The organism is Pseudomonas sp. LBUM1659 (assembly GCF_059716045.1).
Map to the genome: position 1 here is coordinate 2982359 of NZ_CP166797.1, position 16345 is coordinate 2998703.

Here is a 16345-nt window from a genome sequence, read left to right on the forward strand (position 1 = left end):
GAATGCACCAGTCGCGTTGGCCCCACCTTTACCCTGACCCATCGCCAGGACTGAAAGTTTCGAGTTTTTGCCGCCAGATGACCGACCGGTTTTACCTCGCGAAAATGAGTCTAGGCCAGATCCTAGAGCGGGGCGGGTCATCTGGTGAAATTGTTCGACAATCAGTTTTCAGAGGGTAAAAGAACCGCGTGACGAAGGGGTGACCGCACCGACGAAGTGCAGGTTTATTTTTGGGGTTGGGTCAAAACGGGACTGGCTAGTCACAAAAGCGGGCAGGTTGGGAGGTGGGGTTGCACTGTTGTGGTGCGTTTAGTGCGGAGGGTTGGTCGTTATTGCTGGCCTCATCGCGAGCAGGCTCACTCCTACAGGGATCGCGTACACCCTTCAGGAGTGAGCCTGCTCGCGATGAACGATAACTCGGTATCAGGTGAGCAACCGGATCGGGCTACCCGCCGACCACGCCTGAATGTCTTCGATCATCTGCGAAAAGAACATCCGGTAGTTTTGTTGACTTACATACCCGACATGCGGCGTCGCCAACACATTTTCCAGCGCCCTGAACGGATGATGTTCAGGCAATGGCTCCACTTCAAACACATCCAGCGCCGCCCCGGCCAGCCGATTTTTCTGCAACGCCTTGATCAGCGCCGCCTCATCCACAATCGGTCCACGGGCGGTGTTCACCAGCAGCGCCGTGGGTTTCATCCAGGCCAGCGCCTGCGCATCGACAAGGCCACGGCTGCGATCACTGAGTACCAGGTGCACGGACAGCACGTCGGCCTGTTCGAACAATTCCTGCTTGCCGACATAGGTCACGCCGACTTCGGCCGCCGCTTCGGCGGTGAGGTTTTCGCTCCAGGCAATCACCCGCATGCCGAACACTTGCCCGAACTGAGCGACGCGTTTGCCTATGCTGCCCAGGCCCAGAATCGCCAGTGTCTTGCCATACAGATCACCGCCGAGTCCTTGCTGCCACTGGCCGGCGCGCAAGGCGTTGGCTTCGACCACAAGATTGCGGGTGGCGGCCATGATCAGCGCCCAGGTCAGTTCCGGTGCCGCGTGTTTGTAGCTGTCGGTGCCGCAGACTTGAATCCCCAACGCAGCGGCCGTTTTGAAATCCAGCGCCGCGTTGCGCATGCCGCCGGTGACCAACAGCTTGAGATTCGGCAACCGACGCAACAGGTCCTCATCGAACCGGGTGCGTTCACGCATCACACAGATCACTTCGTAGCCGCCCAGGCGCTTGGCCAGGGTTTCGTTGTCGGCCGGGTAGTCGTGAACAAAACTGACCTCGCCAACGCTATCCAGCATTGACCAGTCCACCACGTCGCGCGCGACGTCCTGCCAGTCATCAATCACCGCAATCTGCACCGCCATCAGCCTTACCTCATCAATAAACGGGGTTGGTTTTGTTCAGCCAGTCGAGCAAGGCCTTGTGGAATTGCGCCGGTTCCTCCATTTGCGGTGCGTGGCCCTTGCCGGGGAATTCGACCAGGGTCGACTGCGGAATCAGTTGGGCCACTTGCTTGCCGAGTACGTCGTAGTGACCGAGCTTCGCCTTGACCTCGGGCGAGGCAATATCACTGCCGATCGCCGTGGTGTCGGACGTTCCGATCAGCAACAGCGTGGGCATCTTCAGGTCTTTGAATTCGTAGTACACCGGTTGGGTGAAAATCATGTCGTAGATCAGCGCCGAGTTCCACGCGACTTGCGTATGCCCCGGGCCTTTGTTCAGACCGGCCAGCATGTCGACCCAACGCTCGAATTCCGGCTTCCAGCGGCCACCGTAATAGGTGTTGCGTTCATAGGTGCGGATGCCGTCGGCGTTGAGTTTCAGCTCGCGCTCGTACCATTGATCGACAGTGCGGTAGGGCACGCCGAGGGCTTTCCAGTCCTCCAGGCCAATGGGATTGACCAGCGCCAGTTGTTCGACTTGCTCGGGGTATTGCAACGCGTACCGGGTGGCGAGCATGCCGCCGGTGGAGTGACCGAGGAGGCTGGCTTTTTGAATGCCCAGGGCCTTGAGCAGTTGTTGGGTGTTAGTCGCCAGTTGCTGGAAACTGTATTGATAGTGGTCGGGTTTGCTAGAGGTGCAAAAACCGATCTGGTCCGGGGCGATGACCCGATAGCCGGCTTCGCTGAGGGCTTTGATCGAACTGTCCCAGGTCGCGCCGCAGAAGTTCTTGCCATGCATCAACACGACGCTGCGGCCGTTGGCCTTGCCATGGGCGGCGACGTCCATGTAACCCATTTGCAAGGATTTGCCCTGGGACTCAAAGGCAAAGTGCTTGACGGTGTAGGGGTAGTCGAAGCCCTGCAGTTCAGGGCCATATTCCGGCCCTTCGGCGTGGGCGACGACGGGCAGCGCGGCGGACAGTAACAGGCTGGGCAGCCAGCGGGAGAGGGCAAAGGGCATGGGTGAACTCCGTAGGAACCCGGCCGATGCTGGATCGGCTTGATTAGGTCGGCGTTAAACACAGGCAATCGCCGTGCGTGATCGTTCAACCCATCCAGCCCAGCGTGGCCAACGCCAGCACGCCGTAACGGGCGGCCTTGGCCAATGTCACGATCAACAAGAATCGCCCCAGGGGTTCGCGCAAGACGCCGGCCACCAGCGTCAGCGGGTCACCGATGACTGGCACCCAACTCAGTAGTAAAGACCAATGGCCGTAGCGCTGATAATGCTTTCGCGCTTGTTCCAGATGACTTGGGCTGACCGGGAACCAGCGCCGGTCGCGAAACCGTTCGATCCCGCGTCCCAGCCACCAGTTCACCAACGAACCGAGCACGTTGCCCAGCGTGGCGACAGCCAACAACGACCAGAGCCAATACTTGTCGCTGAGCAACAACCCCACCAGCACCGCTTCGGACTGCAACGGCAGCAACGTCGCTGCACCGAACGCTGCGAAGAACAGCCCGAAGTAAGCACCGGACATCAATGGGCGGGGTAGTCCGCCACCACGACATCAGTGCCGTCTTTTTTCAGGCCGATCACTTGGTAGGCGTCGCTCATGCCGTCCATTTCCATCCCCGGCGAGCCCATGGGCATGCCGGGCGCGGCAACACCGAGAAGGTCGTCACGTTTGCTCAGGGCCAGCACCTGGTCTGCCGGGACATGGCCTTCGACAAACTTGCCGTTAATCAAGGCGGTGTGGCAAGACGCCAGACGCGGCGGTACGCCGTGCTGTTGCTTGAATTCGCTCATGTTGGTTTCGACATGGTCCTCAACCTTGAAGCCGTTGTCTTGGAGGTGGCTGATCCATTTTTTGCAGCAGCCGCAGTTGGCATCGCGGTGGACTTCGATGGGGATGAGGTCGGCGGCCTGGGCCAGGGATGAAATGAGGAGGGCGCTCAGGGCGGCTAGACGCAGGTGGGTTCGCATGGGGAATCTCGACTCGGGTGGCGGTCAAAAATGGGCATTTTGACCCGTTTAGCCACGGATGAGGGAGGAGATTGTTTCCAAGTGATGCAGAAGAACCCTGTAGGAGCCGAGCTTGCTCGCGATAGCGGCGTGTGAGTCAGCATCACTGTTGACTGACACGCCGCTATCGCGAGCAAGCTCGGCTCCTGCAGGGGGCAGGTATTCACTGAACCTTGAACGGCCCCTTGCTCGCGTGTTGCTAGCGGTCGAGCAACTTCATGACTTCCTCAGGGTAACGCAAGCCAGCGGTGGCATTCGCCGGGAATATCGCTTCCAGCGCTTGCAACTCGTCGCGGCTGAGTTTTACCTCCAGTGCGGCGATGTTCTCTTCAAGGTATTTACGCTGTTTGGTCCCTGGAATCGGGATCAGGTAGTCACCTTGCGCCAGCACCCAAGCCAATGCCAGTTGGCCTGCGGTCACACCCTTGTCCGCCGCTAATGCCTGCACCTGCTGCACCAGCAGCAGATTCTTCACAAAGTTTTCCCCTTGAAAACGCGGGCTGAAACGACGGTAATCATCCGCCGCAAAGTCATTCGGGCTTTTCAGTGCGCCCGTCAGAAAGCCGCGCCCCAATGGGCTGTAGGGCACAAACGCCACGCCCAGTCGCTGGCACGCGGCGAGGCAGCCGTTCTCCTCCTGATCGCGGCTCCACAACGAATACTCACTTTGCAGCGCACTGATGGGATGCACCTTATGCGCCCGCTCCAGCGAGGCGGCCGACGCCTCGCTCAAGCCCAGGTAACGCACCTTGCCGGCCTTGACCAACTCGGCCATGGCGCCGACGGTTTCTTCGATGGCCACCTGTGGATCGATACGGTGCTGGTAATACAAGTCCAGGGTTTCAACGTTGAGGCGTTTGAGCGTGCCGTCGATGGCCGCGCGAATGTACTCCGGACGCCCATTGACGCCTCGGGCGCCGGGGTTGGACGGGTCGCGGACAATGCCGAACTTGCTCGCCAGAAACACCTGGTCGCGTTTACCGGCAATGGCTTTGCCGATCAATTCTTCGTTGGTGTTTGGGCCGTACATGTCCGCAGTGTCGAGCAGGTTGATCCCGAGTTCGAGCGCGCGATGCAAGGTGGCGATGGCCTCGCCGGTGTCCACGCCCGTGGTATAGAAATCGGTCATGCCCATGCAGCCCAGACCGATGGCGGACACTTGCGGGCCGTTTTTGCCCAATTGACGTGTTTGCATGAAATCAACTCCCTGTGGTGTGAATGCACAGTGTTGACCTTGGTAAAAACAAGATAAACCGGCTAAAACTGCTATCACTGTTCGTTATTTCTAAATAATCACTAGAGACGCCTTCGCAATGGACCGTTTCAACGCCATGCGCGTGTTTGCCCGAATCGTCGAACTCGGCGGGTTTGCCAAAGCCGCAGACAGCCTGCAATTGCCCCGAGCGTCGGTCACCACGCTGATCAAGCAGCTTGAAGCGCACCTCGGAGTGCAACTGCTGCAACGCACTACGCGACAGCTCAGCCTGACCCTCGACGGCGCTGCCTATTACCCCCGTTGTGTGCGGTTATTGGCGGACCTGGAGGAGACCGAAGCGGTGTTTTCCGCCGCACGACACAACCCCAAAGGCCTGCTGCGCGTGGACATGCCGGCAGGGGTCGGGCGTTTGATCGTGATTCCGGCGCTGCCGCAATTCACCCGCCGTTATCCTTTGATAGATTTGGAAATCGGCTTGAATGACCGCCCCATCGACCTGATCCGAGAAGGCGTCGATTGCGTGCTGCGCGGTGGCCTGGCGCTGGATGATTCATTGGTGGCACGGCCATTGGTCAGGCTGGATCAGGTCACGTGTGCCAGCCTTGACTACTTGCAACGCCACGGAACACCTCAATGCCTGGCTGACCTTGCGGGGCACCGAATGGTGGAATATTTCTCCGGCAGCACCGGTAAGCGTTACGGGCTCGAATTCAAGGTCGATGGCGAGGTTCAGCTCATGGATTTGCCCAAACAGGTCGCGGTCAACAGCGCCGACGGTTACCTGGCGGCCTGTGAGGCGGGGTATGGACTGATTCAGACTCCGTACTACCACGTTGCCCGCCAGCTCGAGGAAGGCCGTTTGTGTGAAGTACTTGCAAAGGTGCCGCCACCGGTAATGCCGCTGACGGCGCTTTATCCACCTCACCGCCAGTTGTCCCGGCGGGTGAGGGTGTTTGTCGATTGGCTGGTGGAGCTTTGCGCGCAGCCGGGTCTTAACGTTTACAGAACGGATTCAAGCGGCTGAACACGCGCTGTCCAGTGCCCTGATATTGCGCTGCAAGTCATCGTGCAACTGTTGCATGTCAGGGCAATGCAGGTTGAGGTTGCGCGGCTGCGCCCCACGATGAAACAGGGCGAACCATCCCTGGTGGCGGGGCGCAGGCATCAAACCGGTGAAGGTGAAACCGCGCATCGTCAAACGGTGCAGGTCTTCGGCAAAGTGCCGTGACAACGAGAGTTTGACTGAGATAAGCCAATGGCGGGGCAACCCCGAGAGCTGGTCGAGCAGTCGGTCGTTCAGGCGGTGAATGTCGATGGCATAGCGCTGATGGTGTTGCCTGATGTGCAACGGTATCGAGGCTGGCGATGTCGCGCTCCGAGAAGTCCCGAACACAGCGCTCAAGCGCTGCATCAACTTGCGGCAACTCTCGGGCCACTGAATGTCAGGTAGCGCGCGCGAGTTCCCTTGGGCCATATAACAACCGATCACGATGGATTCCGGTAGCGGCTCGGCGAAAGGCGACGGTACGTAATCGGGGAGCAATCCGGTGCTATGGAAGCCAATGCTTTGCGCCATGCGTTGCGTGTAGGGATGGTGGGTGACCTGTTTGATCAAGACACTGTTGAACCCCGGCGACCCCGCCTGCATCAGTAATTTCCGACTCAGGTTCGTCGCGATATTTTGCCTTTGTGCGGCGGGATGGACCACGCTGAGAGCCAGTTCCGTGGTATCCGTCAGTGTGTCGTTGCATAACGCGGCATGCCCCAGAACACGTTGGCCGTCTACTGCCAGCATCGAGGTCCAGCGGCCATCGGCATTGTGCTGGCTGATCATGTTCGGCATATAAACATCCGGTTGAACGTAATGATCCCCATAGACCACGCGAAACAACTGGCTCACGGCGTGTGCATCACCCGGCTGGTAGCGGCGATAAACAAGGTTCGACATCACGTACGCTCCGCTGAAGGTGTGTCATACACACGCAAGTCCAGGACGCGCATCTGCTTGCCGGATCGCGGGTGAAGTTGCAAATCGGTGACTGCGCAGGACAACACGCGCAACTCCAGTAGCCCCTCTCGATTCAGTTGCCCAATGCCGGGATAGTGCATGGCCAGCGCTTCATACAGCGCGCTGCAGACGGGGACGGTGGCGGTTGATGGCGTATCAGGCACCCACTTCACACTCACGATGTCCTTGTATCCCTCTTGCTCGATCAACAACTGCCATTGATCGCTGTGAGCGATGCGCTGCACGATCAGCAGGATTTCATCGACCAGCAACGACAGCGAACCCACTCGGACCCGTTGGCTGTGGGCGCTGCGTCCCTTGAGTGCGAATTTGCGCTTGGGCGTTGTACCCGGCTCACGCCAGCAAGCGCGGTCGCCCACCGGATAACGCAGCAGTGGCATGAGCCGGCGAGTCAGGTTGGTGACCACCAGCAAACCGGTGCGATCACAGTCTTCTATGACTTCCCCGGTGAGCTCATCGACAATTTCCAGCAAGGTGTGTGGTTCAAACACCCGATGCTCACCCAAGGCGCAATCACGACTGCTGGCGCCGATCAGGCCGGCATCGACACTGGCGTAGCCGATGGAGGCAATGCGCACATTGGGCAACACCGTCTTGAGAATGGCTATTTGCGCGGGGAAAAGGCTTTCGCCGCCGTACAACAACGTTTCAACCTCCAACAGCACGCGTTGATGCTGGTGCAGGTAGGCGGCGAATCGCAACAACTGCGCCGGTACGCCGACCAGCACGTTGATCCGATGCTGACCCACCGCATCGGCCAACACGTCCATGTCGACACTGCCCGTGAACGGGAACTCACAGATGGACTTTTTCACGTGCGCCAGTGAGTCATGGATGAACACAAAGCTGGCGTAAAGATCGCCGGAAAAAAACAGATTGGCGACCCGATCGCCGTCCTCCAATTGAGAAGTAACACTGTCGCCGAATGTGCTCACCAGTGTGAGCCATTCATTGGACGTATAAACACTAAGCTTTCCGTGGCTGGTCGATCCGCCGGTTTTAAATACCAGCCCGTTCCCGACTTGCCCCGTCAGCACCGGCCAATGATTCAAGTCGTTACTGTCGGTCCAATAATCAACCACGTTGGTCAACGGTAGATCTTTTAAAGTAATGCCTTGTGCCTGTAAGTGTTGCAGGTGTCTACGGTAGAAGTTTGAGTGTTGCCTTATATAAGGCACGAGTTGTTCAAGCGAATAAATTGAATTCACTGGGTTCTCTTTTTTATCAGGCGTTTCGACGGTTAAAAACAAGCTGTTGCAAACAAATGGTCTATTTATATTCGGTTATCAATGACCAATGGGGTTTTACCGCTGTGTGGATTTCTTGTGAACGCTGATTCAGCGCACTCGTGGATTTCCACCGTTAAAAAGCTATCGTTCACCGCATGCGCCAGTGCTTCATCAGTCAATAGGGATTGGTGGACGTCGCCAGCGTTTGAATTGACTAAAACGCGCAGACGCTCCATGCCATCCGGCGCATGGTCCAGGACCATTTGAATCGGCCTGCTGACACTGTCTTGCAGAGCCTGTGGTGAAATGAATTGTGTGCCGACCCGTAGCAGTTTGCCGTGGCGTTGCAGCAACTCGAATCGCGGCGAGTCGAGTCCACAAGGGCAGGGGCCGGGTACCCATCGACCGGTGTCGCCAACGTCATACCGGCGCACCTCCTGGCCTTGCCGTGCCCGGGAGGTGAACAGCAAACGACCGACCTCATCGGCCTGAACCGGCACATCCTGTTCCATGTGCACTATTTCCAGATGCTGGGTATCGCACATCAAATGAAACACCCCATTGGCCGTCGCCGAGCAGGCATGCCCAAGGGGGCCGGCGTCTACCGAGCCATAGATCGCCGAGCGAATCTGCGATACGCCACAGCTTTCCATCAGGCGCAGGCTGGCCTGTGCCGGATGTTCGCCACCGAGGAACACTTTGTGGATGCCGCCATAAGTGTGAAGACGCTCATGCTCGTTGAAGAACAGGCGGTGCAAGGTACTCGGCATGCCGATCAACACAGTGACGCGGTGGTCCGCGATCATCTGGGCTATTTCGCTGAAGTCGTCATTCGGCGGTGCCCCCATCGGGAAATGGGTCACACCCATCTGCTCAAGAACCTTGGTAAAACTGGAAAACCCACCGTACAAGCTGCCGCCGTAAAACAGGTTCATTACCCGGTCTGTCGAAGGGTCGAGGCCGGCGGCGAACAGACCGTCGGCCGCCGCGCGCATCTGCCGCTGGAAGTCGCGATAACTGAACCCCGCCAGCGCTGGCGTGCCGCTGCTTCCCCCCGAACGAAAATGCAGCTGTGCTGCGGCACTGATGGGCTGGGTCATGAACGCGTTTTTATCCATGATCGGCGCTTGGCGTGTATCAGGTGCGGCGGGTAGCGCGTCGAGTGTTGCCCGGCCAGTCACCGCATTCGGTGGCAAACTCACCGAGAGGCGGCGACTCAGGCGCGCCAACGCGTAGACACCGTCATGCGGTTCACCGGCGTAGCCATCATGAATAGACCCGCAGGGCGCAATGCGCGTGACTCCCGCGTTGACCAACGTGCGCACCAACGGCGGCGTTTGTGTCGCAGAACAAATCAACGCGCAGCTTTGTAGTACGGTACGCCAAGGCAATAGTGTCTGGGCGATCAAGTGGTGTGGTACGGGTTTGAGCAGCAGCGTACGAAACAGCGGAGCCGGTGCCAGCGCTTGATGGTGCTCCCAGATAATTCGCCATCCGGAGCCGGTCCAGACCTGGCCGACCTGGTTCGCAAAGCAATGTTCCAGTCGCGCCATGTCGCTACGGGTGGTGATTTCCGACGCTTCCTGATCGGTCGGTACCAGCGCCGGCCACTGGTTGGCGCGGCGTTTGAACGACTCGGCCAGTCGCTCCCCCAAATCCTGTAAAACCGCCGGATCGTCACTGTCGACCAGCAACCATTGCGGGCTGGAGCAGGCTTGTTGATCCAGACTGCAGACCTCATCCACCAATGCATCCAGCGTTGACGCAGTGGCCGCATCCGGCGACAGGTAAGCGAAACTGATTCTGTGGCCCCAATCGATCCAGCGACAGCCGGCCGGGATGTGCTGACGAATGGCTTTCAGGGCCTGTTCGCCGCCCCAGGCCGATACGCCATCGGCGTGAGCGCAGAGTTGAGGGATCTGTGCTGTTCTGACAGGCAACACCGCGATGAAATCGGCCAGCCTCTCGCTGGTGTCGCACTGCACGAGGGCCGCGAGTATCCGTGCGGTCAATCCTTCATCGCTGGAGCTGGGGCGAAGCCATTTGATGTTGCCAGCCAGCAGGCTTTCAACGACCGCGCAAAACGCCAGCAGTGGTGCATTGCCTGGCGTCACATGCACTACCAGTCCCAAAGGATGCCAGCTTTCAAAGCTCGCTTGCTGGTAGTCGATACGTCTTAGCGAGCGGGGTTGTACACCGAGTTCTCGCTCAAGCTTTGTGCTGAGGGTACTGCGCTGGCAAAAGTCGATAAGCCCCTGGCGTTGTTCATCGTCGAGGGGTAGATCGAATCTGTTTGCCTGCAATTGCACAGCAAATCGCACGGCGGTTTGGATAACGGTATCGCTGTCGATCGGCGCACTCAGCAGGCTGGGAAGTTGTTGGTGCAGCCCTTCAAGGGTTGTCTCAAGGTTCACATCGGTGTGCAGTTGGCCATTGATCAAGTACATGTCATGCCCCTCCAATCAGTTCGGACGCAGCCATCGCGCAGCTTCGGCTGGCAGTGGTGCCGGCGCGTCCATGCAGTTCAAACCAGTCGGTTGCCAGGCCGCACCCGCAGGTTGCGCCGGGGTGCAACGTTGCCAGGTCACCCATCACCACGGCATGCGCCGGGCTTGAAGAAATGTACGGGGAGACGAACTCCAGCAAGCCACGCTGGCCGTAGGGCTGGACACTGAAATTGGCGGGATTGCGCACGAAAACCTTCGAATAAATCGGCACATGGAAGTGCTGGTGAGCACATTGGATGTAAGGCACGGCGTGCTCCACGGCACCATAGCCATCCCGGCAGCGGGACAGCGCGATACCCAATTGACGGTTGAGGCGTTGATACAACTGCGACAGAGAAATCTCCTGTGCCGCCTGGGTTTTCCAGCCGCCTCCGAGAAACACCAATGACTCGGCCGGCAGCTTGAGGTCCGCGAGGCCCGTGTCGTCCATGTGTTGCAACGCCTGGGACAGGAATGCTGGAAAGCCGAGAATGCGCACGGGTAAACCTTCTTCGGCGAATTCCTGCAAGGCGCGGACAACCCCGAACAGGTCGAACGCGTGTCCTTTGCCGGTCAGGCGCAATCCGTAGGCGATTCGGTTGACGGGCGCATATCTACACAGAAACTGATCGGTGTAGGCGGTCCCCAGGCTAATGGCCGCTTCGGGTTCATAGCTCAGTAGCAAGTAGTTGCAGGGGCTGTCGGGGGTGTCCCAGCCGTAGTGCCGGAAAATGTGGCTGACCATGCCTTGGGCTGCGACCATGCTGCGTGCGTCATAGCGCATGCGACTTTTCTGACCGCTGGTGCCGGACGATGTCAGCTCCAGAGCGCCTTCACCCGAAGGACCCGACAATAAACGGCGTTTGAAATAGTTGGCGAAAATCGGCGGCAGTCTTGACCAGTCATCCATTGATTCCAGCGCCTTGGCATCAAGCCCATTGGCGTGCAGCCAGCGTTCATAGCCCGGCGTGTGCTGAAAATGGAACAGGCTGATTTCGCGCATCGCCTGATCGAACAGGCCGTCGGGCACTGAATCCGGGCAATAGGGTTTCGCTAACGCGCAAAGCGCATCAGTGTGGGGTAAGTGGATCATCAAAGGACCTCTGCTCAGGGATCAGACGGCAAGCGCGACAGGCTGGCGTCGCAGAAAAAATCGTAAGGGAAGCAGGCACATGAGCCCTGCAATACCCGCCATCAGAGAGAAGGATTCATGGCTATTGCCGGCGTCGGCTGCCGCGAGAATCGAGCCGCCACCCCCCATGACAACGATCGAGATCATGCCGATCATGGCCGAGACCAGCCCCTTGCTGTCATCGCTTGTAAACAACGCAAGGCGATACAGCGCGGCATTGCTCATGCCAAGACCGACGGCGTAAAGCCCAAGGCAACCGATCAGCAAAGGTGTCGAAGCGCCGCAGACACTGAGTGTGACCAATGCAATGAGCCCACCGCATAACGGCCAGAGCGCGTATCGAATCAGTTGTGGCAGTTCAGTGTGGGCGATCAATCGGTTGAGTATCAGATTGCCAACAATCACGGAGGCAAATACCGGGATTTGCCACAGGCCGTACTCAAGCGCGGAGAACCCCAGGTTTTGCATCAACAACAGCGGCGCGAGCCCGATCCAGGCAATCAATGGCAGGCTCATCACACCCAGCGCGACTGTGGCGCTCAGGAATCGCGGGTTGGTAAGCAACGCGGTGTAACGGCGCACGGTGCCGCGCCATTCAAACGGCACAACCATCAGGCGCTGACCGTCATGGCGCAACGCACCCACGGTTTCGGGCATGTACACGTAAAGTGCTGACCAGACTCCCATGCCGCCCAGACCCAGCAGTAAAAACAGCTCCCGCCAGCTCAGCCACTCCAGCAGCAGGCTGCCAAGCAATGGCCCGAGAAGGGGAGAAAGCAGAGCAACGTTCCCCAGCAGCGCCATGATTTTTACCGCGTCCGCTTCACAAAACACTTCTTGCAAGGCCGGGTAACTAACGGCAATCACAAACCCCAGACCCATGCCCTGAATCAGTCTTAATCCGTTGAACGTATAAATGTTTTGCACACTGAACGCCGCGCTACAAGCCACGGTAAATATCGCACAACCAATGAGTAACATCTTGCGGCGGCCCACGTGATCGGAGATCGGTCCGATAAGCCATTGCAAAAGTACACCCCCCGCCAAATACAGATTGAAGGCAAAAGGAACATGCTGCGCACTGGCATTCAGTTCATGGGTGACGGTCAACATCGCCGGCATGATCATGTCACTGGCCATATAAGTCAGTAGTTCGAATAATGTTATTGCGAGGCAAAAGCCAAGCAAATGATGCGGGCTTATGTTGATTAAAGGCTTGTCCATGACATCCCTGTTTTTTGCGCGAGGTTAAGTAACGATATTGTTGTGGCGCGGTAAGAGTATTCATCGAAGAGCCATAGCTCCATTGAACGATTGAGACTCAAAGCTTCAATAATTTTCGCTATGTTTCGATGCGCGGCATCAGGAATGGAAGAAGTAACCGAGCCTGTACAAAAATGCCCGCGGCAGGGCGGGCATTTGTTCAGCAGAGAGGGTCGCCGTGGGGGAATACGATGCAGCCACTCAAGGCCAGGAGTGCCAGCAGGGGAATCAGCGGTGTGATTGGACGAAACGATTCAAAATCCTCAGGGCAACGCCGCTATGAAGCCAAATCTCTTCATCGGCTGTAACATGAAAGCCCGTTTTCAGCGCGCCATCCCCGTAGAAAGGTAGGGGGTTGGCATGCATTCGGATACAAAGTGGATACTTTTTCAGGCTCAGGAACTCGCAATGACTCAATCGCAACGTTTGAAATACTCGATTCTGATCTCCCTGGTCGTGCTGGGGATCATGTTCGGCCTTTCGTATCTGCAAAACCAAGGTGTCATCAGCGAGAAGCTGTTTCAGTACATCGCCATCGGTGTGGCGGTGATCGTAGTGGTGATCAACGGCATGATGCGCCGCAAGGTCAAGCCTTGAGCGACGCCCCTTGAGCTGACGGCTCGCGATGGAGCATGGCTACAGCGTGCGGATGCAGGCTGTAGCTTTTGTCTGGATGGAGCATGATCACGCCTTCGCTGCACAACCGTTTCAACACTTCCCGCACGCTGAGAAAGGACAGGGGTATATCCAGGTCCAGCAACTGGCTGTGTACACCGCGCACGCCAAGGCTGCGTTCGCTTTCGGCGGCGGCCAGCAAGGCGTCAATGACTTTCAGGCGAACCAGACTGGTTCGCAGGCCAAAGCTTTTGAGCAGCAATCGGATGCGCTCATTGCCATTGCGCTCGACGCGCTGATCGAAAATGGCGGAGCCCATGGCAGGGCCCGTTGGCGCGTTGCTACCGTCCGTTGGCAGTTGCGAGTTGTACATGCAAAAACTCCTTTTCCGAGCCAGCCAGAAAATGTGATGGGTGCTCTCCATCATTAGACGTACGAGCGCGAGTAATAATGAAGGCCTGAATGTAGAAAATTTGTCGACGCCATGTGAGCGGCATGTCATGAACGCCATCTGGAGTGACTTTTCAGGCTTAAATTTTTGTCTTTTGTTTCGTTTCAGAGAGAGGGCCGAGTGTTTGTCTTTTCGATCAGGAGCGAGCGTGATTATTTCCAGGCAGTTAACCAGCTTAAGCCTTGCAGCGTTTTTAGTGGGGCTGAGCCTTGCGGCCAACGCGCGCAGTCAGCCAGAGCAGGCGAGCGCTGATATTCGCCGCACCGGTTTTGGCGTGCCACACATTCGTGCCGACAACGAGCGAGGGCTCGGTTATGGCATCGGGTACGTTTACGCCCAGGACAACCTGTGTTTGCTGGCCAATGAAATTGTCACCGTCAATGGTGAGCGTTCACGGTATTTCGGCCCGGAGCAGCTGACGGTCGAGGAGCGCGAAAACCTGGTCAGCGACCTGTTTTTCACCTGGTTGAATACCCCTGAAGCCGTCGCCGGTTTCTGGCAGGCGCAAACGCCTGAAGTACAGCAACTCATGGACGGCTATGTGGCCGGCTACAACCGTTCGCTGGCGGAACGTCGTGCACAGGGCTTGCCGGCGCAGTGTCAGGGGTCGTGGGTGCGCGAGATTAGCGCCCAGGACCTGGTCAAGTTGACCCGGCGTCTGCTGGTCGAAGGTGGAGTAGGGCAGTTTGCCGAAGCGCTGGCCGGTGCCACGCCACCCAACGCTGTCACGCAGGTGAGAGGTGAACCATCGTCCTTCCAGGTGGCCGCGTCGCGCCTGCAACGGTTTGCGCTGGATCGCGGCAGTAACGCCGTGGCTATCGGCAGCGAACGCTCGTTCAATGGTCGCGGGATGTTGCTGGCCAATCCGCATTTCCCTTGGGTTGGCGGGATGCGCTTCTATCAGATGCACCTGACGATTCCCGGCAAACTGGATGTGATGGGCGCGGCGCTGCCGGGGTTGCCGATGATCAACATCGGCTTCAACCAGCACCTGGCCTGGACCCACACGGTGGATTCGTCCAGGCACTTCACGCTGTATCGACTGCAGCTTGATCCCAAGGATTCGACCCGCTACCTGCTCGACGGCCAGTCATTGCCAATGCAGAAACAAATCCTGACGGTGAAGGTGAAACAACCCGATGGCCGGATCACTCAGGTGGAGCATGTGGTGTACAGCTCGGAATTTGGCCCGGTCGTGCAATGGCCGGGAAAACTGGATTGGGACCATCAGTTCGCCTACAGCCTGCGCGATGCCAACCTGGGTAACGACCGGGTCTTGCAGCAGTGGTATGCGATGAACCAAGCGACCAGCCTCAAGGATTTACAGGTCTCGGTGCATACCCTCCAAGGTATTCCGTGGGTCAATACCCTGGCCGTGGATGATCAGGGGCAAACGCTGTACATGAACCTGTCGGTGGTGCCCAACGTCAGTGCCGAGAAACTGGCCAAATGCAGTGATCCGCGGGCTGGGTTACAGATGATCCTGCTCGACGGTTCCAACAGCGCGTGTGCCTGGGACATCGACCCGCAAGCGGCGCAAAAAGGTATTTTTGCCGCGGACAAGCTGCCGCAGTTGTCGCGCAAGGATTTTGTGCAGCACTCCAATGATTCGGCCTGGATGGCTAACCCGGCGCAACCGCTCACCGGGTTTTCGCCGCTGATCAGCCAGGAGGGCCAGCCGCTGGGCTTGCGCTCGCGTTTTGCACTGGATCGATTGAGCACGCTGAACAAGGTCGGGCCTTTGACGGCGGCGGATTTGCAGCGGATGGTGATGGACGATCAGGTGTATCTGGCCGTTCAGGTCATGCCCGATCTGTTGCAGTTCTGTGCCGGTGACCTAGGGACCGATGCCGTGGCGCTGAAACCCTTGTGTACCAGCTTCAAAGCGTGGGACCGTCGGGCGAATCTGGACAGCGGGCTGGGGTTTGTGCACTTTCAGAATGTCATGGAACCGTTGCAACAAATTCCCGATATCTGGCGTGTGGCGTTTGATCCCAACGATCCGCAAAACACCCCGCGTGGTCTGGCCATTGAACGGGCGGATGTCGCCAAGGCGCTTCGCGATGCCATGCTCGCTTCGCTAGAGCAAGTGAACGCCCAGGGTTTGAAACCTGACACGCGCTGGGGTGATATTCAGGTGGTCAGCAGCGGTGGCCGGCAAACGCCGATTCATGGCGGGCCTGGCACACTGGGCGTCTACAACGCCATTCAAAGCGTACCCATAACAGACGGCAAACGTGAAGTGGTCAGTGGCACCAGCTATTTGCAGGTGGTGACTTTCGATGACAAGGGGCCGCAAGCTCAGGGTGTACTGGCGTTCTCGTTGTCCAGCGATCCGGGTTCGAAGTATTCGCGGGACCAGACGCAGGCTTTTTCAAACAAACAACTGAGCGTGCTGCCCTTCACTGAGCAGCAGATCACGTCAGACCCGCAGTACCAGGCAAAAACGATCCGCGAGCAGGATGAAAAGGCCGGGAAGGTGGTTGTGCAGTAACAGCCAAGA

Annotated in this window: 14 protein-coding genes; 3 read left to right on the forward strand and 11 right to left on the reverse strand. The window is 58.1% G+C overall.

All coding sequences use genetic code 11. The features are described 5' to 3' along the window. Positions 1-423: 423 nt before the first annotated feature. From ACA048_RS13475 to ACA048_RS13495, 5 genes are all read right to left on the reverse strand, one after another. The gene (locus tag ACA048_RS13475) at positions 424-1377 is read right to left on the reverse strand and encodes a D-2-hydroxyacid dehydrogenase family protein (RefSeq protein ID WP_497629552.1); all 954 of its coding nucleotides are present in this window, start codon (positions 1375-1377) and stop codon (positions 424-426) included. A gap of 13 nt (positions 1378-1390) precedes the next feature. Continuing rightward, on the reverse strand, positions 1391-2416 hold the full coding sequence (locus ACA048_RS13480) for an alpha/beta fold hydrolase (protein WP_497629553.1): 1026 nt from the start codon (positions 2414-2416) through the stop codon (positions 1391-1393). An 85-nt stretch (positions 2417-2501) separates the two neighbouring features. Next, a complete protein-coding gene (locus tag ACA048_RS13485) occupies positions 2502-2936 on the reverse strand; it encodes a YqaA family protein (RefSeq protein WP_497629554.1) in 435 nt (144 codons plus the stop codon). Next, entirely contained in the window at positions 2936-3382 is a 447-nt protein-coding gene (locus ACA048_RS13490; protein ID WP_497629555.1) for a DUF411 domain-containing protein, read from the reverse strand. The genes ACA048_RS13485 and ACA048_RS13490 overlap by 1 nt, the downstream gene beginning before the upstream one ends. A gap of 238 nt (positions 3383-3620) precedes the next feature. After that, on the reverse strand, positions 3621-4616 hold the full coding sequence (locus ACA048_RS13495; RefSeq protein ID WP_497629556.1) for an aldo/keto reductase: 996 nt from the start codon (positions 4614-4616) through the stop codon (positions 3621-3623). A gap of 118 nt (positions 4617-4734) precedes the next feature. On the opposite strand from ACA048_RS13495, the gene ACA048_RS13500 reads away from it, so the two are divergent. Continuing rightward, positions 4735-5661 (forward strand): LysR family transcriptional regulator, encoded by a 927-nt coding sequence (locus tag ACA048_RS13500; protein ID WP_497629557.1) that lies wholly within the window; start codon positions 4735-4737, stop codon positions 5659-5661. Here the strand turns inward: ACA048_RS13500 and ACA048_RS13505 are convergent. The 5 genes from ACA048_RS13505 to ACA048_RS13525 form a co-directional block, all read right to left on the reverse strand. After that, positions 5650-6585, reverse strand: coding sequence for a GNAT family N-acetyltransferase (locus ACA048_RS13505; protein WP_497629558.1), 936 nt, complete (start codon positions 6583-6585; stop codon positions 5650-5652). The genes ACA048_RS13500 and ACA048_RS13505 overlap by 12 nt on opposite strands. Continuing rightward, positions 6585-7874, reverse strand: coding sequence for a phenylacetate--CoA ligase family protein (locus tag ACA048_RS13510; protein ID WP_497629560.1), 1290 nt, complete (start codon positions 7872-7874; stop codon positions 6585-6587). Before ACA048_RS13510 ends, ACA048_RS13505 begins: the two co-directional genes overlap by 1 nt. A 65-nt stretch (positions 7875-7939) precedes the next feature. After that, complete coding sequence (locus tag ACA048_RS13515; protein WP_497629561.1) at positions 7940-10342, reverse strand: aldehyde dehydrogenase family protein; 2403 nt, start codon at positions 10340-10342, stop codon at positions 7940-7942. A 1-nt stretch (position 10343) separates the two neighbouring features. Next, positions 10344-11474 (reverse strand): LuxE/PaaK family acyltransferase, encoded by a 1131-nt coding sequence (locus ACA048_RS13520; protein ID WP_497629562.1) that lies wholly within the window; start codon positions 11472-11474, stop codon positions 10344-10346. Positions 11475-11495: 21 nt separating this feature from the next. Further along, positions 11496-12737: an MFS transporter gene (locus tag ACA048_RS13525; protein WP_497629563.1), complete on the reverse strand. Its 1242-nt coding sequence runs from the start codon at positions 12735-12737 to the stop codon at positions 11496-11498. Positions 12738-13184: 447 nt separating this feature from the next. On the opposite strand from ACA048_RS13525, the gene ACA048_RS13530 reads away from it, so the two are divergent. Beyond that, positions 13185-13373, forward strand: a complete 189-nt coding sequence (locus tag ACA048_RS13530) for a hypothetical protein (RefSeq protein WP_497629565.1) — start codon at positions 13185-13187, stop codon at positions 13371-13373. Here the strand turns inward: ACA048_RS13530 and ACA048_RS13535 are convergent. Next, positions 13363-13764, reverse strand: a complete 402-nt coding sequence (locus ACA048_RS13535; protein ID WP_497629566.1) for a fe2+ zn2+ uptake regulation protein — start codon at positions 13762-13764, stop codon at positions 13363-13365. The two genes, ACA048_RS13530 and ACA048_RS13535, sit on opposite strands and share 11 nt — an antisense overlap. 226 nt (positions 13765-13990) lie before the next feature. Between ACA048_RS13535 and pvdQ the strand changes: the two genes are divergently transcribed. Beyond that, positions 13991-16336: a bifunctional acylase PvdQ gene (pvdQ, locus tag ACA048_RS13540; RefSeq protein ID WP_497629567.1), complete on the forward strand. Its 2346-nt coding sequence runs from the start codon at positions 13991-13993 to the stop codon at positions 16334-16336. The last annotated feature ends 9 nt before the right edge of the window (positions 16337-16345 follow it).

Bases quoted from the DNA above. Each gene is read 5' to 3' on its own strand.
- ACA048_RS13530 (WP_497629565.1), top strand. From the start codon at position 13,185: ATGACTCAATCGCAACGTTTGAAATACTCGATTCTGATCTCCCTGGTC.
- ACA048_RS13520 (WP_497629562.1), bottom strand. From the start codon at position 11,474: ATGATCCACTTACCCCACACTGATGCGCTTTGCGCGTTAGCGAAACCC.
- ACA048_RS13515 (WP_497629561.1), bottom strand. From the start codon at position 10,342: ATGTACTTGATCAATGGCCAACTGCACACCGATGTGAACCTTGAGACA.
- ACA048_RS13525 (WP_497629563.1), bottom strand. From the start codon at position 12,737: ATGGACAAGCCTTTAATCAACATAAGCCCGCATCATTTGCTTGGCTTT.
- ACA048_RS13475 (WP_497629552.1), bottom strand. From the start codon at position 1,377: ATGGCGGTGCAGATTGCGGTGATTGATGACTGGCAGGACGTCGCGCGC.
- ACA048_RS13485 (WP_497629554.1), bottom strand. From the start codon at position 2,936: ATGTCCGGTGCTTACTTCGGGCTGTTCTTCGCAGCGTTCGGTGCAGCG.
- ACA048_RS13500 (WP_497629557.1), top strand. From the start codon at position 4,735: ATGGACCGTTTCAACGCCATGCGCGTGTTTGCCCGAATCGTCGAACTC.
- ACA048_RS13505 (WP_497629558.1), bottom strand. From the start codon at position 6,585: ATGTCGAACCTTGTTTATCGCCGCTACCAGCCGGGTGATGCACACGCC.
- ACA048_RS13495 (WP_497629556.1), bottom strand. From the start codon at position 4,616: ATGCAAACACGTCAATTGGGCAAAAACGGCCCGCAAGTGTCCGCCATC.
- ACA048_RS13480 (WP_497629553.1), bottom strand. From the start codon at position 2,416: ATGCCCTTTGCCCTCTCCCGCTGGCTGCCCAGCCTGTTACTGTCCGCC.
- ACA048_RS13535 (WP_497629566.1), bottom strand. From the start codon at position 13,764: ATGTACAACTCGCAACTGCCAACGGACGGTAGCAACGCGCCAACGGGC.
- ACA048_RS13490 (WP_497629555.1), bottom strand. From the start codon at position 3,382: ATGCGAACCCACCTGCGTCTAGCCGCCCTGAGCGCCCTCCTCATTTCA.